Raw genomic sequence first — 20,224 nt, 5'->3', positions numbered from 1 at the left:
GTCCTAGGAATACACCGAGCGGCCGCCCGGGCCTTCGTCTTTGGAGATCCGACGCGCCAGGTAGAGCCCTTCGAGCGCCAGTTCGGCGGCTGCGGCTCGCTCACCGTCCGAGCGTGCCGCCAACCGCTCCGCGATCTCGTCGAGAACGTCGATTTCGGGAAGTTCGTCGAGAAATGCCTTGGCGGTGACGGATTCGCCGGTGACGATGGTGTTGCCCTGCTCGACGGCCAGGACCAGCGTCGCCAGGTCGATGCCACCGAGTCTGGTCCGCACGGTGTCGGCCGTCGCTCGGCGCAACAGGTGTTCGAGTACTTCGAATTCGCGACCTTCTTCACCGGATTCGAACTCGACTTTGCCGCGCAGAACCTCCACCACCGATTCCAGGTCCACCGGCCTCGCAACAGGTTCGGCTTCGCCCAGGATGGCGGCGCGCCGTACCGCCGCTGCACTGACCGTCTCTGCTCCGGCAACGGCGAATCGCGCCGAGACACCGGAACGTTGATCGACGGACGTCGATTCACGAAGCAGACGGGTGAACCTGGCGAGAATCTCGAGCAGGTAGTCGGGGACTTCGGCAGCCAGATGCGCTTCCTGCTCGATCACCGCGATCTCGGCCTCCAACTCCACCGGGTAGTGGGTGCGGATCTCCGCTCCGAACCGGTCCTTGAGCGGGGTGATGATGCGTCCGCGGTTGGTGTAGTCCTCGGGGTTGGCGCTGGCGACGAGCAGGACGTCGAGCGGCAGGCGGAGGGTGTATCCGCGTACCTGGATGTCGCGCTCCTCCATCACGTTGAGCAACGACACCTGGATACGTTCGGCGAGGTCCGGAAGTTCGTTGATCGCGACGATGCCGCGATGCGCACGGGGTACCAGACCGAAGTGGATGGTTTCGGGATCGCCCAGGCTTCGCCCTTGGGCAACCTTCACGGGGTCGACATCGCCGATCAGATCCGCCACGGAAGTGTCCGGGGTGGCCAGTTTCTCGGAGTAGCGCTCACTGCGGTGACGCCAGAGGACGGGCAGTTCGTCGCCGAGCTCGGCGGCCCGGCGGATGGATGCGGGGGTGATCGGCTCGTAGGGATGCTCCCCGAGTTCGGAGCCGTCGATAACCGGCGTCCACTCGTCGAGCAACAGCCCGAGAGTGCGCAGCAACCTGGTCTTTCCCTGACCTCGTTCGCCCAGGAGAACCACGTCGTGGCCGGCGATCAGCGCCCGCTCGAGTTGCGGGGCGACAGTGTCCTCGAACCCGACGATGCCGGGCCAGGGATCTCTGCCGTCCCGCAACGCGGCGAGGAGGTTTTCTCGTATTTCGTCTTTGACACTTCGCTGCACGTGTCCGGAGGCGCGAAGCTCACCGAGGGTTTTTGCGACAGTCACCACTCCACGCTACGAGTGTTTTACCTATTTCGCCGCTCTCGGCTCGAGATCGGCGAATCAGCCGGCTATCTGAGACTCGTCCATCCAGATGATTTCCCAGATGTGACCGTCCGGATCCTGGAAGCTGCGGCTGTACATGAATCCGTGATCTTGGAGCGCGTTCCCCTCGGAACCGCCGGTGGCAAGAGCTTTGTCGACGATGGTGTCGACGGCTTCCCGAGATTCTGCCGACAACCCCAGGAGCGCTTCGGTAGAGGTGGCGGTGTCGGAAATCTCCTTGGTGGTGAACGTCTTGAAGAACGGCTCGACCAACAACATCACGACGATGGTGTCGCTGATGACGATCGACGTCGCGTTCTCGTCGGAAAACTGAGGATTCTTGGAATACCCCAGCCCTTCGTAGAAGGCGGTGGCTGTGCTCAGGTCTTTGACAGGCAGGTTGAGGAAGAACATGGTCGACATGGAAGTCCCTTTCGAGTTCTCTGCTGTGCGCCTTTATCAACCGCGGCGGGTTGATAAAGGCGCACAGTAGACCTAAACCCCACCCGTGGATACCTGGGTGTTACCGGTGAGGCTCGTGCGGTTCGAGTGACGTGGCCGGCGGGCGTGCGGAGTCTGCGCACCGTCCGAGGATCGGAACCTGGTAGACACATTCTCATGTCCGACACCGAGATTTCGTTTCAATCGGGCGACGTCACCCTGTACGGGAGTCTTCGCCTCGCCGCGTCACCTGATTCTCCGGCCCCGGCCGCCCTCATCCTCGCCGGCAGCGGCCCCACCGATCGGGACGGGGACAGCGCTCTTCTCGACGGCGACATCGGCACGCTGCGCTTCATCGCGGAACTGCTTGAAGAGCAGGGCATTTCGAGTCTGCGTTACGACAAGCTCGGCAGCGGCGACACCGGCCTCGGCCCGTACGAGATCGAGGACATCGCCGAGTTGGGTTTCACCACGTTCGTCGATGCCGCCTCCGACGGACTGGACTTCCTCGCGCAGCAGCCCGGCGTCGACCCGGAGCGATTGTTCGTGGTCGGTCACAGCGACGGCGCCGTGGTCGCGCTGGCACTCGCTACCGCCGGCGCCGGCGCACGGGTGAGCGCACTCGCTCTACTCGAACCGCTCAGTGTCCGACTTCTCGATCTGTTGACGACGCAGATTCACGGCCAACTGGACGCCGTCGTGGGTGCGGGCCGGCTCCCCGTCGAGCTGGCGGACGAATTGCGGGTGGCGCTCGCCGACGCGGTCGAATCGCTCCGCACCGACGGCACGGTTCCCGACGATCTACCGGAGCCGTTGCAGAACGCCGGCCTCGTGCACGCCAATGCCAAAGCCCTCGCCGAGGAAGACGCGCTGGATCCGGTGGCGCTGGTGGCACAGCTTCCGGCGGGCATTCCGGTTCTCACCAGTTGCTCCGACAAGGACATTCAGGTGATCCCGGCTGACGTCGCAGCGCTGGAGGCCGCGCTCTCGCACAGTTCGTTGACCTCGGTGCGCATGCGCAACGCGAACTTCGTCCTCAAGGACGTGGGCACCGAACAGTCGACCGGAGCCGACTACGTCGCCGACTTGCCGTATTCGACCGAGTTCTCGGAACCGTTCACGGCCTGGGTCCGTTCCCTCCGCTGAGACCGTCAAGACCGAACGTCCTCTTCTTTCGGTAGAAAGTTCCCTCCGTTCGATACCGGGAAGGAACTTTCTACCGACCTTCTGACCTGCAACGTCACGCCCTCGGCGCCTCGCGTCCACCTCGAGACGTCGTCCATCGTTCACTCACCCGTCGCGAATTGTCGATGCACACCCTCGATCAGTGCTGTACGGTCATCGATTAACCAGCAACACCACCCGGAAAGGAAACGGACGTAATGTCGCTCTACCCGATTTGCACATCCGCGGTTTCCTGGCGTTGCTGCACCGCAGGCAAGCACATTTTTTCGGTCGCACCGGTGGCCGAGCACATGGGCGCCAAGCGCGGTGTACCCCGAGAATGATCCACAGACCGACCGGATTCGTTCTCGGGCACCCAGGGCAAACGCCTCGGGTGCCTTTTCTTTTACCATTCATCTGCAGGAGCATCTCGTGAAACTTCGAGTCAACCAACTGTCCATAGCGCCCCCGTATGTGGACCTCCCCAGTGATCTCACCGGTTACGCTGTGACACTGGATCTTTCGCACTCCGTAGCGGAGCACGACGCCACCATCGGGGCGCTCATCACCGAGATCCGCAATCGTGGCGCGTCCCGCGTCGTCATCACCGGATCACCGCGTACGACGCAAGGCACACACTCCGCCGCTGCGTGATCGCGGTGACCTTTCCCGTTCAACACGAACGGGCCCCGTCACTCTCTGCAGAGAAAGTGATCGAGGCCCGCTGATCGAGCAGGAAATCAGTGCGCGAAGTGGCGCGCTCCGGTCAGGTACAGCGTGACGCCGGCTTCCTTGGCTGCTGCGATGACCTCGTTGTCACGTACCGAACCGCCGGGCTGGACGACGGCCTTGACGCCGGCGTTGAGCAGAACCTGCAAACCGTCGGGGAACGGGAAGTACGCGTCCGACGCCGCTACGGAACCGACGACGCGGTCACCGGCACGCTGTACGGCCAGGTGCGCGGCGTCCACTCGGTTGACCTGGCCCATGCCGATACCGACGGAAGCGCCACCTGAAGCGAGCAGGATCGCGTTGGATTTCACCGAACGGCTGGCCCGCCAAGCGAACTCGAGATCCTCGAGGGTCTCGGCATCGGCCGCTTCACCGTTGGCGAGGGTCCAGTTCGCCGGGTTGTCACCGTCGGCGTCCAGAACGTCGCGCTGCTGGAGGAGAGTGCCGCCCGAGATCGGTCGCAGCTCGATTCCGGTCGCCGTCGGGGCGGCCGCCTTGAGAACTCGAACGTTCTTCTTGCGTTGCAGAACCTCCACGGCGCCGGCCGCGTAGGACGGCGCGATGACTACCTCGGTGAAGATGTCGGCAATCTGCTCGGCGAGTTCGACGGTGACCTCACGGTTGGCCGCGATCACACCGCCGAACGCACTGACCGGATCGCAGGCGTGGGCTTTGCGATGCGCTTCGGCGATATCCGCTCCGACGGCGATGCCACACGGGTTGGCATGCTTGACGACGGCCACCGCCGGCTTGTCGAAGTCGTATGCCGCACGCCACGCGGCGTCGGAGTCCGTGTAGTTGTTGTACGACATCTCCTTGCCGTGCAACTGCTCGGCCTGAGCCAAACCTGCAGGCGCAGAAGGGTTTTCGTACAGTGCGGCGCCCTGGTGCGGGTTTTCGCCGTAGCGCAGGACTGCGCTACGGTTCCACGTTGCGCCGACCCACGCCGGGAACTGGGAGCCGTCCTCGTCGGCGGCGATGGTGCTGGTCATCCAGCTCGCCACGGCCACATCGTACGAGGCGGTGTGCTGAAACGCCTGCGCGGCCAGAACTGTGCGTTCACGCAATGTGAAGCCGCCACCGGCAACAGCAGTCAGAACGTCCGCGTACCGAGCCGGATCGACCACGACCGCCACGGACGGATGGTTCTTCGCGGCAGCGCGCACCATCGACGGGCCACCGATGTCGATCTGCTCGACGCACTCGTCCGGCGTCGCGCCGGAGGCGACGGTCTCGGTGAACGGGTACAGGTTCACGACCACCAGTTCGAAGGTCTCGATACCGAGTTCTTCGAGCTGGGCGAGGTGATCCGGCTTGCGAGTATCGGCCAGTACGCCCGCGTGAACACGCGGATGCAGGGTCTTCACTCGCCCTTCGAGGCATTCCGGGAATCCGGTCAGTGCTTCTACCGGGGTCACGGGGATGCCGGCGTCGGCGATCTTCGACGCGGTCGAGCCGGTCGAGACCAACTCGACACCGGCCTCGTGCAGGCCGGTGGCCAGCTCGATCAGACCACTCTTGTCGTAGACGCTGACAAGTGCACGGCGCACAGCCTTGCGTTCACTCACTGGGGATCACGGCCTTTCGTCCATCGGAAACCACTCCGCGCGTAGCAACAGCGGCGATGACGTCCGCCAACAACCGTCGCTCCACAATTTTGATGCGTTCGTGCAACGTCGACTCGGTGTCGCCGTCGAGTACCGGTACCGACTCTTGCGCCAGGATCGGGCCGGTGTCCACGCCGCTGTCGACCAGGTGCACCGTCGATCCGGTGACCTTCACGCCGTACGCCAACGCGTCGGGAACCGCGTGCGCGCCGGGGAAGGCAGGCAGCAGCGCGGGATGCGTGTTGATGATTCGGCCGCCGAACCGGTCGAGGAACGCCGGCCCGAGGATCTTCATGAAGCCGGCGCTGACCACGAGGTCGGGGTTGTGGGCCGTCACCGCGTCGGCCAGCGCCTCGTCCCACGCGGCGCGGTCGGCGAAGTCCTTGACCTGGACGGTGAACGAGGGGATGGACAGTGCGGCGGCATGCTCGCCGGCAGCGCACTGACGATCGAGTCCGACGGCAACGATCTGGGCGGGATAGTCGACCGCCCGGGCTGCGTCGGCCAGTGATTTCAGGAGGGTTCCGGCGCCGGATGCGAGGACCACCACCTTGGTGCGGGTATCGCGAACATCGACCCGACCGGGTGTCGTCGGCTGCAAGTTGTCGGCCGAGGCAGTCAGCGCTCTACTCCTGAGAACTAGAAATTCGATGTGGCCGGAGTATCGGCCGCACCACAGCCTAGTCGCTGGGCTTCTCGGCGTGCGAGGGCAGGTCACCCTCGTCCGTGCCCTCCGTCGTCGACGGGTCGATCACCTCTGCGTCGACGACCTCCACGTCGTCGACGACGGCGGTGGGTTCCTGCACCGGAGTCTCCGGCGTGTCGTCGACGATCTCGGCCTCGAGTGCAACACGCTCCCGGGTCTCGTCGCGCCGCTCTTCCAGAGCTGCGGTCGGCTGAGTTGCTGTCGGCTGAGTTGCGGTCGGCTCGTCCTCCGGCTCGATTTCCTCTGCGGGTTCGTCCTCCGCTGCGTGCTCGTCGCGATGCGCGATCCAGGCCACGATGACGGCGGTGGCGGCGCCGAACAGGCCGAGCCACGCGAACGTGAGGAGACCGAATGCCCACCACGGCACCTCGACCGCCCCGAACCGGCCCAGATCTCCCCCACTCGTCAGGGCCAAGGCGGCCATGACTATTCCGGCACCGGCGGACGCGGCCAGGACCGTCAGCACCGAATCCTGCCCACCGACCGCCCGCGCACAGTACCGGCCGAGCCACACACCGATCGCGGCGGGAACAAGCAGCAGAATCGGCCACACGCCACCGCCGACTCCGGCCGGAACAGCGCCGAGGAGCGGAAGCGGCGGAAGATCTCCCCCGATGTTGCCGAACACGTTGATCGACACCGCGCCGAGGTCTGCGCTGGCCCCGGTCAATACGGCGGCCGCACCCACCACCAGATTCGGCAGGTACAGCACCGAGAGAACGGTCAATCCGAGACCGCCGACGAATCCGTTGCCGCGTTCGAGCAGCTCTCCGACGGTCGAGTACGAGTACACCAGCGACACCGCTACCGTTACGGCTCCGGCGGCCAGCAATGCGGCCGAAATGGCAGCGCCGGGGCGCACGGCGGCTGCAACCCACGGGGGTACGACTGCGACGACGCCGTCCCAGTGCGCGGCGAGTACGCCCACGGTGGCCGACACCAGGTGTATACCGATCACCCAACCCAGCGCGAGCAGCGCGTCCGGACTCGACAGCGGGATCGCACCCGAGATATCCGCGATCACGGCCAGGGCAATGGCCGTGACGGTCAGAGGGCCGGCAATGGCGGCACCGATCAGCCGAAGTGAATCCTGACGCGTGTCAGCGGCCGATGCCGATGACGCACACCGGCGCGCCACTGTCCACATCAACACGGCGGTGGGCAGCATCGGGAGCACTCCGAGGTCGACTCCGTCGACGGTGACCGGAACCTGATGTACGGCCAGCCATACCGCACCGATCGCGCCCAGCAGGCCAGCGAGGTCGCTGCTCACGGAGATGAGAGTGAACACGACCACAGCCGAAATCACCAGCAACGTCAGCCCGGATGTCCGAAATGCCACGGTTAGTAGGCGGCGTGCCACTTCACCGTCCGGTGCTCGGCCACTTCCACGTATGCGCCCGGGTCGCGGTGGAGTTCGGCGGGACCGGCTCCGGTCAGTCAAGGAAGTCATCCCTTTCAGGGTTTCACTCACCACTGCGGCACGTGTTCAGGCGCGCCGCAGTGACGGCGGAACTGTGGCCTCCGACCAGTATCGCGAGTCGGAGGCCACAGTTTTGTCAGGTACGGGTCGGTACGAGGTCAGGGGTGACGATCAGGGTTCTGTGCGTCGAATGCCGTGGTGTCGGCGGGCCGGTCATCGCTGGGAGCGGACTCCGCGGGCTGAGGGTCCACCGATGCCGAAGGCTCGTAACCAGCTGATGCCGAAGGCTCGTAACCAGCCGATGCCGAAGGCTCGTAACCAGCCGATGCCGGCGGCTCGAACGCTGTGGGTGGCTCGAACCCGGACGGGGCCTCGTAGGCCGAGGTCTGCGGCGCACTCTGATGCTGCGCGGTTCCTTGCTGTTGTCCAGGTGCCTGATGCTGACCAGGTGCCTGATGCTGCGGCGCATTCTGGGGCGATGACTGCTGGCTGTAGCTTCGGGGCGCAGTGAACTGTTCGGACGAATAGCTCGGTGTCTGTTGCGTCGGGTAGCCGGGCGTTTGAGGCGCGTAACCGCCGTAGGGGGCTGACTGCCCGGTCGCAGTCGACTGTCCTCCGGCCGGATTGTCGGGTGCGTAACCGGTCGGCTGGTAGCTCGATTGTTGATATGCCTGGGTGGGCGGCTCGGCCGGCGTCGAGGACTGTGTACTCGACGCGGGCGAAGCGTACTGGGCGCTCTGATCCGGCGAACCGTACGGCGCACTCTGATCCGGTGAACCGTACGGCGCGCTCTGATCCGGCGAACCGTACGGCGCACTCTGCCCGTAGCTCGGGGTCGACTGGCCGTACTGCTGCCCGCCTGCGCCTTCGGCCGGTGCAGCGTGCGCCGACGTCCCAGCGGCGTAGCCCTGTTGCTGCGGTTGCTGTCCGTACTGCTGCTGCCCTGGCGTGTAGCCCTGCGGGGGCTGCGGGCGACCGTACTGGTTCTGGCCGAATCCCTGTGCAGGCGCACCGAAAGGCTGCTGGGCTGCAACGGGGCGAGGCGCTGGTGCTTTCACTATCCCGATGTCGAACAGTAGTGCGGCCACAGCGGCGGCGGCCTGGACGAAGCCGAGTAGCAGGGCGACGATCGCACCCCATCCGATCCCGAGGTCTACGTCTTGCCCGGCCCCGAATTGGCCGGTGAACGCCTCGAACAGGAGAACCACGAAGCCGGTCAACGACAATGCTGCCGCTATCCCGACGAATGCCTGCTTGGGGAGAAGGGAAACCGCCGCGACGATGCCGGCGGCCAGCACGAACCCGAGGCCCTTGAAGCCGGCGTCGAAGCCGCTGAAACTGGCTTGGTAGACGGTTCCGCCGCCGAAGGAGCGGAAGGGCGCGAATCCGAGTAGGAAGGTGATCAGGCCGAGCACCGCCACGGCGATGAGCAGGAGAGATCCGAGATTCTTGATGCCACTGCCGGATGCCGGCTGCGGCGGCGGCCCGAAATTGGGCCCTTGCGGCGTGAACGTCATGACTTCTCCTCGTAGACGGTCTTCGGTAGCTGTCAGCCTAGGTGTGTCCACTGGGGACGCTAACACCGACAGGACACAATAGGCAGATGATGCTGACTCTCGTTCCCGGCACCGAACACACTGTGGAGACGGAGGTCAAGCACTCGAGGTTCATTGCGTCGCTCGCCAGAATCGACGGCACCGAAGCCGCTCAGAGTTTCCTCGCCTCCCAGAAATCGTCGTATCCCGATGCCCGGCACCATTGTTCGGCTTTCGTGATCGGGTACGACGCGAATTCGCGTGTCGAGCGGTCCACTGACGACGGCGAACCCGGCGGTACTGCCGGGGTGCCGATGCTTCAGGTACTCAAGAGTCGCGATCTGGTCGATGTGATCGTCGTGGTCACCAGATACTTCGGCGGAGTCAAACTCGGTGCGGGCGGATTGGTGCGCGCGTATTCGGGCGCGGTGTCGGCGGCACTGGATTCGGCTGAATTGGTGGTGCGGAAAGAGAGAGTTCTACGCACCTTGGGGATTCGGCACTCCGAAGCGGGTCGGGTGGAAGCCGAGTTGCGTGCGCGAGGTGTTTCGGTGCTCGGGACTACATACGGATCGAAAGCGGTCATGACTCTCGCTACAGACGACGCCGACGATCTCGAATCGATCGTTGCTTCCGTCACGTCCGGGGCCGGGCAGATGGAGCCGGCCGGGACGATGTGGGTAGATACCCCCTGTGCGCCTTTCCGGTAGTGGGAACTACCGAAAAGGCGCACAGGGGCGAAGCCCCTACAGCGACTGCAGGATCTCGCGAGCGAGTGCAGCGGTGGCGGACGGCGTCTTGCCGACCTTCACGCCTGCGGCTTCGAGGGCTTCCTGCTTGGCCTGAGCCGTTCCCGAGGAACCGGAGACGATGGCGCCGGCGTGGCCCATGGTCTTGCCTTCGGGGGCGGTGAAACCTGCCACGTAGCCGACGACCGGCTTGGTGACGTTGGCCTTGATGTAGTCGGCTGCACGCTCTTCGGCGTCGCCACCGATCTCACCGATCATCACGATGACCTTGGTGTCGGGGTCGTTCTCGAATGCCTCGATGGCGTCGATGTGCGTGGTGCCGATGACCGGGTCGCCGCCGATGCCGATGGCGGTGGAGAAGCCGAAGTCACGGAGTTCGTACATCATCTGGTAGGTCAGGGTGCCCGACTTGGAGACGAGGCCGATGGGGCCGGTGCCGGCGATGTTGGCGGGCGTGATGCCGACGAGCGCCTCACCCGGGGTGATGATGCCGGGGCAGTTGGGTCCGATGATGCGGGTCTTCTTGCCCTTGGACTCGTTGTACGCCCAGGCGTAGGCGGAGTCCTGAACCGGGATGCCCTCGGTGATGACCACGAGGAGCGGGATCTCGGCGTCGATGGCCTCGACGATGGCGTCCTTGGAGAATGCCGGCGGAACGAACGCGATGGAGACGTCGGCGCCGGTTGCCTTGATGGCCTCTTCGACGGTCGCGAAGACGGGGAGCTCGACGGGGGAACCGTCAGCGGCGACGTGCGAAACCGTGGTGCCGGCCTTGCGTGCGTTCACGCCGCCGACGACCTGGGTGCCTGCCTTGAGCATCAGGGCGGTGTGCTTGGTGCCCTCGCCGCCGGTGATGCCCTGGACGATGACCTTTGAATCCTTGGTGAGGAAGATTGCCATTGTTCTGTGAGTCCCTTACTTCGCTGCGTGAGCGAGTTCGGCAGCCTTGTCGGCAGCCTCGTCCATGGTTGCGACGACCGTGACCAGCGGGTGGTTGGCCTCGGCGAGGATGCGGCGACCCTCTTCGACGTTGTTTCCGTCCAGGCGCACGACGAGCGGCTTGTTGGCCTCGTCGCCCAGGGTCTGCAGCGCGCCCACGATGCCGTTGGCAACCGCGTCACAGGCGGTGATGCCGCCGAAGACGTTCACGAAGACGCTCTTGACCTGTGCGTCGTTCAGGATGACGTCGAGGCCGGCGGCCATGACGGCTGCGGAGGCTCCGCCGCCGATGTCGAGGAAGTTGGCGGGCTTGACGCCGCCGTGGTTCTCGCCGGCGTAGGCGACGACGTCCAGGGTGGACATGACCAGGCCTGCGCCGTTACCGATGATTCCGACCTCACCGTCGAGCTTGACGTAGTTGAGATCGTTTTCCTTGGCCTTGAGCTCGAGGGGATCGGTGGCGTCACGATCTTCGAAGGCCTCGTGGCCGGGCTGACGGAATGCCGCGTTCTCGTCCAGGGTGACCTTGCCGTCGAGGGCGAGGATCTGGTCGTCGGGCGTGCGGACGAGGGGGTTGACCTCGACGAGGAGTGCGTCTTCGCCGATGAAGACCTCCCACAGCTTCTGGATCGTCACGGCCGCTGCATCGAGCACCTCGGCGGGGAGCTTGCCTGCCTCGGCGATGCTGCGCGCGAACGCGAGGTCGACACCCTTGACCGCGTCGACGGGGATCTTGGCGAGAGCGTCGGGGTTCTCCTCGGCGGTGACCTCGATCTCGACGCCGCCCTCGACCGAACACATGGCCAGGTAGGTGCGGTTGGTGCGGTCGAGCAGGAAGGAGATGTAGTACTCCTCGGCAATGTCACTTGCCTCGGCGACCAGCAGCTTCTTGACGACGTGGCCCTTGATGTCCAGGCCCAGGATTGCCTCGGCGTTCGCCACTGCGGCGTCGACGTCGGGAGAGTACTTGACGCCGCCGGCCTTGCCGCGGCCACCGACCTTGACCTGCGCCTTGACCATCACGGGCTTGCCGATTTCTTCGGCAATCTCGCGGGCGCCGGCCACCGTGTCGGTTACACGTCCAGCTGAAGTCGGCACTCCATGCTTGGCGAAGAGTTCCTTCGCCTGGTATTCGAAGAGATCCATCTGCTCACCGTCTCGTCTGCGTTGACACCCGCTCGAGGGGATAGGAGCGGGTCTTTTCAGGACTTTAACCAGTCGCCACGTGCCTTTTACGACCACACACATGGTATGTGGTCCAAGTCACGCACCTGGGACGATGAGATTAGTCTCACCGGGCAGCAGGGGCGACGCGCCGAGTGGGTCAGGACCAGTTTTGCTGGTGCCGGGCCCGGATCGAGAGCACCGCCGCAACGATCGACAACACTATGCCCGCCCCGGCTGTGATCGCGCCCACGCCCACGGTCGGATCTACCACGCGAGCCGACAGGAGCGGCCATCCGGCCACGTACACGGCTGCGGCCAGCGCGGATCCGCACAGTAGCGCGGCTGCCCGGACCGGCCGGGCGTACGCGGCGACGACAGCGGCACCGACGGCGGCGATCCCGATCGTCAGCTGACCCCAGGTGTCCAGCCCCCACGGCCATCCCAGTACCGACGGCGCCGTGTAGTCGACTCCTCGGTAGAGCGGCAGTGCGGTGCCGATCAGAACTGCCGCCGCACCCGCCCCGCCGACGATCAGGACGGGTAGACGTACGGCAGCGGCGGAAGATGTGTCGACGTCGTCGCGTTCGGCACTTCCGGCACTCGCCACGGCCAGACCGGTCAGCGCAGAGCACACCGCGGCCACACCGAGAACGAGGGCTCCGGCACCGACACCGACGCCCGGAACATCGGTGGCGACGGCCACGGACTGCAGTACCGCCCCGATCCCCATCGCGACGGCAGTCCAGACCACTCCCACGACGGGCCGGACCGTCGGAGCGAGGCGGGAAACGAACAGACCGACCGAGGGGATCATCAGAACGACGGCCGCCAGGATCACGATGCGCACGGTCGAGATGGACGGACTGGAGATCCCGTCGGGAAGAGTCAGCAACGGCAGTACTGTTCCCAGCACCGCCAGCGCCGCCGTCGTGACGCCGCCGACACCGGCGATCCGATGCCGACTGCGCCCGCGCGCTCGCGCTGCTGCGGACTCGGCCGCCAACGCGTCCCGGACCGCCCGCTTGGACGTGGGGGGATTCGATCGGATCGGCGCCTTCGCTGCGAGCACCCGACTTTCGCGCGCAATCGCCAGGGCCGGAACGGCGATGCCGACGACGACGATGATCACCGCGCAAGCTGCTGCCACCGTCGAACCCGTACCGACTCCGATGCGATCACCGGCGGTCAGTCCCGCGGCCGCGCGTGTGCCGCCGAGGTTCAGGGCTCCGACACCGACGCCGATCAGCGCTCCGGATCCGGCGAGGGCGGACACAGCGGTCAGTGCCGACGCGGTCACGACGAGCACTGCCGCCCCGAGCAGCGCTGCGCCCACCGCCATCGATACCGGCGAGTCGACCAACGGTCGGGCCAGGAAAATCGGATCCGAAGACGTGAATGCCGGACCGAACAGGGCGAGCACGAAACCGATCGCGGCCAGAGCGGCCGCTGATCCCGCCCAGCCTCCGATTCGGGCGCCGACCGAGCGTCCGACGAATTCCGGCACGCGGGCGTCGCCGTATCCGTCACGTTCCGATTCGCGATACACCTGCGCCAGTCCCAGCGCCCCACTCAGGACGAGGAGGCCGTGCCCGAGCACGGTCATGTAGGCGCCGACGCCCGGCTCGATCGCTGCCGTCGAGGCGGGTCGGAACAGTTCGAGCCGATTGGCGTCGATCGCGCCGACGAACAGTTGGAGGTCGAGCACGAGGGCGCCGATCGCGCTTGCCCCGAGTCCGGCAAGCAGGGCAGCCGAGAACTCCGGTCGCCGCCTGGTGTTCAGTGCCGCGACGAGCGGCACGGCGAGGACGCAGAGCGCACTGACGAGCGCGGCCGACCACAGCGGGCCGGTCATCTCGGTTCCGCGGCCGGTTCGTCCTACCCCGACGATCGGAGCGAGCGCCACGCAGAGCGCTCCGATCGACGCGACGACGACGGCCGAGGTGACGAGCCGGCGCGGTTGCTGTCGGTTCGGCGGCGCTGGAAGGTTCTCGACCGAGGTTCTCGACACCCTCCGACGGTAGTGCCTGCACCCACGGGAGGCGGGGTTGTGACACGCACGATCTGTACACGCCGGGGACCGGTACCCTCGGACGCCTGGCCCCGAGTCGACGGGGAATTATCCGTTACATGCGCTTTACCCAGATCGTGACCTCTTGGTGACAATTCGGACTCCCGAATCGCTCTCGTTCACCGTTTCGACGCCTGCGCGCCAGGCTCCGAATACCCGCGCGAAACCCGCGTCCACTTTGACCGAATCGACATAAGCCCAGGTCAGAGTGTGAGCCACATCACAATATTGGACGGGTTTCCGGCACAGGTTGCGCCCGTCGCAACCATTTCGTTACCGTCAATCGGTCTGAGTCACGAAGTGGTCACGAACCTGAGGAGAGAACCGGCATATGCCACACCGCAGCCAGTTCACCAGCAGTAGGTTCGTCAAATCTGCCGACGACCAGGTCACCACTGCTTATCCGACCTTCGACGCCCCGCGTTACATCGAATCCGGGGACGAAGAATTCGAGCACGAAACCTTGTCCCGAATTTCAATTCCGGATTCCCTCTCCACCGAGACGGTCGAGTCCGCGCCCATGCACCACGACGACATTCGGACCGACGACGTCGACGCTCCGACTCGACGCGGTGGCGCTCACCGCCTGCCGACCCCACCGTCCGCGCTCAAGGGCCGGGCCGCCGTTCTGGCTGTCGCCGCAGGCGCAGTAGTGGCCGCAGGTCAAGCGGTTGTCGACAACTCCCCCGGTTCGGCGAGCCATTCGGATGTGGCGCTGGCCAACGAATCCTCCCCGATCGGCACGACGGCCGAACCACAGGCAGCTCAGTTCGCGCCCGCGGCATCGACGTCGTCCACCACCGAGGCCGACGCACCACAGGTCCTCAACGTCGCCGCTCCCACCGATCTCTCTCAGTTCAGCAATCTACTTGCCAAAGGCCAGCGATTCAGTGACGAACGCGCTGCGCGTGAGGCTGCCGCGCGGCGCCCGCTGTTCGTCCTGCCCGCCGTCGGTACGTTCACATCCAACTTCGGGACCCGCTGGGGCACGCTCCATGCCGGCGTGGACATCGCAGCCCCCATCGGGACGCCCATCGTCGCCGTCGCGGACGGCAAGGTCATCGATTCCGGCCCGGCATCCGGCTTCGGAATGTGGGTTCGACTACAGCACGCCGATGGAACCATCACCGTGTACGGCCACATCGACACCTCGACCGTGACCGTCGGTCAGCAGGTCATGGCGGGCGATCAGATCGCAACGGTCGGAAACCGCGGCTTCTCCACCGGCCCGCACCTGCACTTCGAAGTCCATCTAGCCGGCGAGAACAAGATCGATCCGCTCCCCTGGCTCGCATCGCGCGGTATCAGCCTCGGGGTCGAGCAGGACTGATTTTCCTACCCGTCACTTTCGGCCCGCACCTGAAGGTGCGGGCCGAAAGTCGTTTCAGGTCACCGAAGCTCGCAAGTCAGAGTTTTACCATCGGCACGCCGCCGATCAACATCAGCCGCACCTTGCCCGCGCTGCCGAAATCGATGGTCACCGTAGCGGTGGGGCCGGCGCCTTTCGTCTCGAGCACTGTGCCCAGTCCGTACTTGTCGTGACTGACGCGATCACCGACCGCCAGGACCAGACTGTTGTTACGGCCACGCGAAGCACCGAAACTCGGTGCAGGCGTGTCGTTCCGTCCACCGTATGCCTGCCCACCCTGGTTTCCGTACCGACCGCTGCCCCCGGACCCACCGCCGTATCCCGGCCGGCCGCTACCGAAGCCACCAGCTCCGACGCCCGGGTCTTCACGACGCCAGTCGATCAAGTCCGGCGGGATTTCCTGGATGAACCGTGACGCCGGGTTCTGGATGGGTTGACCCCACGCCGACCGCATGATCGCCCGGGTGAGATAGAGACGCCGGCGAGCGCGCGTGATACCGACGTAGGCGAGACGGCGCTCTTCGGAGAGTTCCGCCGGGTCGCCGAGCGCGCGCATGTGCGGAAACTGTCCGTCTTCCCAGCCGGTGACGAACACGACCGGGAACTCCAAACCCTTGGCGGTGTGCAGCGTCATCATCGTGACGACGCCGTCGTCGTTGTCCGGCAACTGGTCTGCGTCGGCTACCAGCGAGACCCGCTCGAGGAAGGCGGCCAGTGAACCCGGATCGGGTTCACCCTCACGCATGGCCGCGATCTCGCCGTCGTCCTCGTCCACCAGGCCGGCGGCATTTCTGGCATCGGAACTGAATTCCCTTGCCACACTTACCAGTTCGTTCAGATTGTCGAGCCTGGCGCCATCTTGGGGATCGCTGCTCGCGGCAAGTTCGGCACGGTATCCGGTGCGCTCGAGCACGGCCTCGGCCACCTCGCCGATGTCGCCGAGTTCGGATGCTCGGTCCCCGTCCACCGAAACGGCGGGCAGGAGTGTGCGCAGTCCGTCCATCATGTCGACGAATGCGGCTATCGCCTTCTGTGAACGCGTATTCAGAAGTGCGACTTTACCTTCCGCGCCGTCCCGTAAAGCTGCCGCGAAGCTGATGTTGCGATGCTCGGAGTGCACGGCAACGCAGGCTTCGGCCCGATCACCGATGCCTCGGCGCGGCGTGTTGAGTATGCGGCGCAAGCTGACCGTGTCGTCTTCGTTGGCGAGCACCCGCAGATACGCCACGATGTCGCGGACTTCCTTGCGCTCGTAGAAGCGGACACCACCGACCACTTTGTACGGGACACCGAGGCGAATGAAGATCTCTTCGAGTGCACGGGAAGAGTTGTTGGTGCGGTAGAAGACTGCGATGTCCGCGAACTTGGTGTCGCCGGAGTCCACCAGGCGGTCTATTTCGGAGGCGACGAACGACGCCTCGTCGTGCTCGTTGTCCGCGACGTATCCGACGATCAGGTCACCCTCACCGGAATCGGTCCACAGCCGCTTCTCACGCCTGCCGGTGTTCTTGGAGATCACGGAGTTTGCCGCGGAGAGGATGTTCTGGGTGGATCGGTAGTTCTGCTCGAGCAAAATGGTGCGCGCGTCGGGGTAGTCCCGCTCGAATTCCTCGATGTTCCGGATGGTGGCACCACGGAAAGCGTAGATGGACTGGTCGGCGTCACCGACGACGCACAGCTCGGCCGGAGCCACACCGTGATCGGAGTCGCCCGCACCACCCACCAATTCCCGCACCAGCATGTACTGGGCGTGGTTGGTGTCCTGGTACTCGTCGACCAACACCTGCCGAAAGCGCCGGCGGTAGTACTCGGCGATCTGCGGAAATGCCTGCAGCAGGGCGACGGTCTCCCCGATCAGGTCGTCGAAGTCGAGTGCGTTGGAGGCTCGCAGGCGCTGCTGGTAGTGGCCGTAGACCTTGGCGACCAGGCGTGGCAGTTCGGACGGGTCCTTGTCCGCGGCGGCGACGGCTTCCTCCGGATCGACGAGCTCGTTCTTGAGGTTGGAGATGTGCGTCGAGAGCAGTCGAGCCGAATAGCGTTTGGTGTCGATCTCGAGGTCTTTCGAGATCATCGTCAGCAGCCGCCGCGAGTCGTCGGCGTCGTAGATGGAGAAATTCGAGTTCAGGCCGGGAAGGAGCGCGGCCTGCGCGCGGAGGATCCGCACGCAACTCGAGTGGAATGTCGAGACCCACATGCTGTTGGCCCGCGGGCCGACCAGGGCCGCGACTCGTTCCCGCATCTCCGCGGCGGCTTTGTTGGTGAACGTGATGGCCAGGATCTGGCCGGGGGTGACACCTCGCTCGGCCAGTAGATAGGCGATTCGGCGAGTCAGCACTGCCGTCTTGCCCGAACCCGCGCCCGCCACGATCAGCAGTGGCGCTCCGGTATGGACGACCGCCTCCCGCTGTTGGGGATTGAGGCCTTCCAGCAGCGACTCCGCGTCCGAACCACCCCCGTGGACGTCGTGGGGTTGCCCGTCGTGCTCACCGAGTGCTGGATACGTGTTCATCGTCTGTCCACGCTACCGTCGCGCACCGACACCGACGCGCACAGTCCCGTGCGTGCGGCTGGTCCGTCCGGTATCGACAACCTCTCCCGACATCTGGACGCACTTGGACTACCTACCTGCCCCGTGGCAAACTGGAACCCATGTTCAGCACTTCCGTCACCGATACGACCGGCTCCACCGGTCTGCGATGGCGATACTTTACGGGCACCGGACCTCGGTGCCCGTGAAAGTCAGCTGCTCACGTGCCCCTGGTCCGCATCGGATCCGGGGTTTTTTCGTCAGTGCGCCTGGATCGGATGTCGAACCGAGCCCGACAGCACCATCCACGCGAAAAGAAAGAAGAGACGAATCATCATGAGCACGCAAGCACCGGCCCCCGAAGGCAACTCCTCCGCTTCCGCCGTCGAGAGTGTTCCGCCGAGCGAAGCGGAGATCGACGAGCTCCGCAAGGAAATCGACCGCCTCGACGCCGAGATCCTCGCCGCGATCAAGCGCCGGTCCGAAGTCTCCCAGATCATCGGCCGCACCCGCATGGCTTCGGGTGGCACGCGCCTGGTGCACAGCCGCGAAATGAAAGTCATCGAGCGATTCAACGATCTGGGCCAGGAGGGCCACACGCTGGCCATGCTGCTTCTGCGTCTCGGCCGCGGACGCCTGGGTCACTAACCGATCCCGTCGCACCGCAGCTGCCGCCGAGATACACCCAGAAGTTTCCCGGCCGGGCCGTTACAGTCGATTCTTGTGAGCATCGACATCACCGAAACCTCGGCCTGGCAGGAACTTCGTGCACATCACGCGAAGATCGAGAGCGTTCACCTGCGGACGCTTTTCGACGACGACCCGGCGCGCGGGCGAGAGTTGACCGTCGACGCCGGCGACCTCCACATCGACTACAGCAAGCATCGGGTCGACCGGAAGACTCTCGAGTTGTTGCTCGATCTGGCCAGGCAGGCCGGGGTGGAGGAGCGCCGCGACGCGATGTTCGCCGGGGATCACATCAACAGCTCCGAAGATCGTGCGGTGCTCCATACGGCGCTCCGTCTTCCACGGGACGCCGAACTCTCGGTGGACGGTCAGGACGTCGTCGCCGACGTACACGGCGTTCTGGACGCGATGGGCGCATTCGCCGATCGGGTACGCAGCGGTGAGTGGACCGGGGCGACCGGCCGGCAGATCCGCACGATCGTCAACATCGGTATCGGCGGATCCGACCTGGGCCCGGTGATGGTCTATCGCGCGCTGCGGCACTACGCCGACGCGGGGATCGGTGTCCGCTTCGTCTCGAACATCGATCCGGTCGATCTCGTCGGTCAACTCGCGGACCTCGATGCCGAAACGACGCTGTTCGTCGTTGCGTCGAAGACGTTCTCCACACTCGAGACACTCACCAATGCCACCGCCGCGAAGCGTTGGCTGTTCGCCGGTCTGGGCAGCGACGACGTCGCCGCCGTGGCGAAGCATTTCGTCGCCGTATCCACCAATGCCGACCGCGTCACCGAGTTCGGCATCGACACTGCCAACATGTTCGGGTTCTGGGACTGGGTAGGCGGGCGGTACTCCGTCGACTCGGCGATCGGCCTTTCCGTCATGTGCGCCGTCGGGCCGGTTCGATTTGCCGAGTTCCTCGACGGTTTCCATCAGATCGACACCCATTTCCGCAACCAGCCGCTCGAACAGAACGCCCCGGTCCTGCTCGGTCTCGTCGGGCTCTGGTACTCCAATTTCTTCGGTGCGCAGTCCCGTGCCGTGCTGCCGTACTCCAACGATCTACTCCGGTTCCCGGCCTACCTGCAGCAGTTGACGATGGAATCGAACGGCAAGTCGGTCCGCGCCGACGGCTCCCCCGTGTCCACCTCCACCGGCGAGATCTTCTGGGGTGAGCCGGGCACCAACGGTCAGCACGCGTTCTATCAGCTCTTGCACCAGGGAACGTGGCTGATACCCGCCGATTTCATCGGGTTCGCGGAATCCACCGACGACCTCCCGACCGCCGACGGTACGGGTTCGATGCACGATCTGCTCATGAGCAACTTCTTCGCGCAGACGAAGGTGCTCGCATTCGGAAAGACCGCCGAGGAGATCACCGCCGAGGGAACCGCGCTGGAGTTGGTGCCGCACAAGGTGATGCCGGGCAACCGGCCCAGCACGACCATCCTGGCGAAGGCCTTGACGCCGTCGGTGGTCGGCCAATTGATCGCGCTCTACGAGCATCAGGTGTTCGTCGAGGGTGCCGTGTGGGGCGTCAATCCGTTCGATCAGTGGGGTGTCGAGCTGGGCAAGACGCAGGCCCTCGAACTAGGTCCGGCACTGTCGTCGGAGACCGCCCCCACCGATCTGGGTGACACCTCCACCGATGCGTTGGTGCACTGGTACCGCCGAGAGCGCGGCCGGTCCTGACA

At 65.2% G+C, this 20,224-nt stretch carries 16 protein-coding genes; 6 read left to right on the top strand and 10 right to left on the bottom strand.

The genetic code is table 11. The features are described from left to right. Positions 1–3: 3 nt before the first annotated feature. The gene (locus ABH922_RS03465; protein ID WP_424805601.1) at positions 4–1,380 is read right to left on the bottom strand and encodes an ATP-binding protein; all 1,377 of its coding nucleotides are present in this window, start codon (positions 1,378–1,380) and stop codon (positions 4–6) included. A 54-nt stretch (positions 1,381–1,434) separates the two neighbouring features. Continuing rightward, on the bottom strand, positions 1,435–1,839 hold the full coding sequence (locus ABH922_RS03460; RefSeq protein WP_424805600.1) for a VOC family protein: 405 nt from the start codon (positions 1,837–1,839) through the stop codon (positions 1,435–1,437). A gap of 195 nt (positions 1,840–2,034) precedes the next feature. Here ABH922_RS03460 and ABH922_RS03455 point away from each other — a divergent pair, with 195 nt between their 5' ends. Together ABH922_RS03455 and ABH922_RS03450 are read left to right on the top strand one after the other, a co-directional pair. Next, positions 2,035–3,003: an alpha/beta fold hydrolase gene (locus ABH922_RS03455; protein ID WP_424805599.1), complete on the top strand. Its 969-nt coding sequence runs from the start codon at positions 2,035–2,037 to the stop codon at positions 3,001–3,003. A gap of 450 nt (positions 3,004–3,453) precedes the next feature. Next, on the top strand, positions 3,454–3,675 hold the full coding sequence (locus ABH922_RS03450) for a hypothetical protein (protein ID WP_424805598.1): 222 nt from the start codon (positions 3,454–3,456) through the stop codon (positions 3,673–3,675). An 86-nt stretch (positions 3,676–3,761) separates the two neighbouring features. Here ABH922_RS03450 and purH read toward each other — a convergent pair whose 3' ends face one another. The 4 genes from purH to ABH922_RS03430 form a co-directional block, all read right to left on the bottom strand. Continuing rightward, the gene (gene purH / locus ABH922_RS03445; protein ID WP_424805597.1) at positions 3,762–5,321 is read right to left on the bottom strand and encodes a bifunctional phosphoribosylaminoimidazolecarboxamide formyltransferase/IMP cyclohydrolase; all 1,560 of its coding nucleotides are present in this window, start codon (positions 5,319–5,321) and stop codon (positions 3,762–3,764) included. Continuing rightward, positions 5,314–5,961 carry a phosphoribosylglycinamide formyltransferase gene (gene purN / locus ABH922_RS03440; protein WP_424805595.1) on the bottom strand — a complete coding sequence of 216 codons (648 nt, stop codon included), beginning with the start codon at positions 5,959–5,961 and terminating at the stop codon, positions 5,314–5,316. The genes purH and purN overlap by 8 nt, the downstream gene beginning before the upstream one ends. A gap of 79 nt (positions 5,962–6,040) precedes the next feature. Beyond that, the gene (locus ABH922_RS03435; protein ID WP_424805594.1) at positions 6,041–7,408 is read right to left on the bottom strand and encodes a DUF6350 family protein; all 1,368 of its coding nucleotides are present in this window, start codon (positions 7,406–7,408) and stop codon (positions 6,041–6,043) included. 239 nt (positions 7,409–7,647) lie between these two features. Further along, positions 7,648–9,006 carry a DUF5336 domain-containing protein gene (locus ABH922_RS03430; protein WP_424805593.1) on the bottom strand — a complete coding sequence of 453 codons (1,359 nt, stop codon included), beginning with the start codon at positions 9,004–9,006 and terminating at the stop codon, positions 7,648–7,650. A gap of 86 nt (positions 9,007–9,092) precedes the next feature. Between ABH922_RS03430 and ABH922_RS03425 the strand changes: the two genes are divergently transcribed. Next, complete coding sequence (locus tag ABH922_RS03425; RefSeq protein WP_424805592.1) at positions 9,093–9,734, top strand: YigZ family protein; 642 nt, start codon at positions 9,093–9,095, stop codon at positions 9,732–9,734. A gap of 36 nt (positions 9,735–9,770) precedes the next feature. Here the strand turns inward: ABH922_RS03425 and sucD are convergent, their stop codons facing one another. The 3 genes from sucD to ABH922_RS03410 all read right to left on the bottom strand — a co-directional run bounded on the left by sucD (position 9,771) and on the right by ABH922_RS03410 (position 13,887). Continuing rightward, on the bottom strand, positions 9,771–10,673 hold the full coding sequence (gene sucD / locus ABH922_RS03420; RefSeq protein WP_424805591.1) for a succinate--CoA ligase subunit alpha: 903 nt from the start codon (positions 10,671–10,673) through the stop codon (positions 9,771–9,773). Positions 10,674–10,688: 15 nt separating this feature from the next. Beyond that, complete coding sequence (gene sucC, locus ABH922_RS03415; protein ID WP_424805590.1) at positions 10,689–11,858, bottom strand: ADP-forming succinate--CoA ligase subunit beta; 1,170 nt, start codon at positions 11,856–11,858, stop codon at positions 10,689–10,691. A 178-nt stretch (positions 11,859–12,036) separates the two neighbouring features. Continuing rightward, entirely contained in the window at positions 12,037–13,887 is a 1,851-nt protein-coding gene (locus ABH922_RS03410) for a hypothetical protein (protein ID WP_424805589.1), read from the bottom strand. A gap of 391 nt (positions 13,888–14,278) precedes the next feature. Here ABH922_RS03410 and ABH922_RS03405 point away from each other — a divergent pair, with 391 nt between their 5' ends. Continuing rightward, complete coding sequence (locus tag ABH922_RS03405; RefSeq protein ID WP_424805588.1) at positions 14,279–15,277, top strand: M23 family metallopeptidase; 999 nt, start codon at positions 14,279–14,281, stop codon at positions 15,275–15,277. A gap of 76 nt (positions 15,278–15,353) precedes the next feature. On the opposite strand, the gene pcrA is transcribed toward ABH922_RS03405, so the two are convergent. Further along, the gene (gene pcrA, locus ABH922_RS03400; protein ID WP_424805587.1) at positions 15,354–17,825 is read right to left on the bottom strand and encodes a DNA helicase PcrA; all 2,472 of its coding nucleotides are present in this window, start codon (positions 17,823–17,825) and stop codon (positions 15,354–15,356) included. Between the two features lie 354 nt (positions 17,826–18,179). On the opposite strand from pcrA, the gene ABH922_RS03395 reads away from it, so the two are divergent. Both ABH922_RS03395 and pgi read left to right on the top strand, forming a co-directional pair. Further along, a complete protein-coding gene (locus ABH922_RS03395; protein ID WP_424805586.1) occupies positions 18,180–18,491 on the top strand; it encodes a chorismate mutase in 312 nt (103 codons plus the stop codon). 75 nt (positions 18,492–18,566) lie between these two features. Further along, a complete protein-coding gene (gene pgi / locus ABH922_RS03390; protein ID WP_424805585.1) occupies positions 18,567–20,222 on the top strand; it encodes a glucose-6-phosphate isomerase in 1,656 nt (551 codons plus the stop codon). Positions 20,223–20,224 lie beyond the last annotated feature (2 nt).

The organism is Rhodococcus sp. 27YEA15, from assembly GCF_049739425.1.
GTDB lineage: Bacteria > Actinomycetota > Actinomycetes > Mycobacteriales > Mycobacteriaceae > Rhodococcus_F.
The sequence above is the reverse complement of the archived record's forward strand: the minus strand, read 5'-3'. Positions and strand labels throughout refer to the sequence as shown.

Coding starts and splice junctions, on each gene's coding strand:
- ABH922_RS03460 (WP_424805600.1), bottom strand. CDS start 1,839: ATGTCGACCATGTTCTTCCTCAACCTGCCTGTCAAAGACCTGAGCACA.
- ABH922_RS03395 (WP_424805586.1), top strand. CDS start 18,180: ATGAGCACGCAAGCACCGGCCCCCGAAGGCAACTCCTCCGCTTCCGCC.
- ABH922_RS03430 (WP_424805593.1), bottom strand. CDS start 9,006: ATGACGTTCACGCCGCAAGGGCCCAATTTCGGGCCGCCGCCGCAGCCG.
- ABH922_RS03425 (WP_424805592.1), top strand. CDS start 9,093: ATGATGCTGACTCTCGTTCCCGGCACCGAACACACTGTGGAGACGGAG.
- pcrA (WP_424805587.1), bottom strand. CDS start 17,825: ATGAACACGTATCCAGCACTCGGTGAGCACGACGGGCAACCCCACGAC.
- ABH922_RS03455 (WP_424805599.1), top strand. CDS start 2,035: ATGTCCGACACCGAGATTTCGTTTCAATCGGGCGACGTCACCCTGTAC.
- ABH922_RS03405 (WP_424805588.1), top strand. CDS start 14,279: ATGCCACACCGCAGCCAGTTCACCAGCAGTAGGTTCGTCAAATCTGCC.
- sucC (WP_424805590.1), bottom strand. CDS start 11,858: ATGGATCTCTTCGAATACCAGGCGAAGGAACTCTTCGCCAAGCATGGA.
- sucD (WP_424805591.1), bottom strand. CDS start 10,673: ATGGCAATCTTCCTCACCAAGGATTCAAAGGTCATCGTCCAGGGCATC.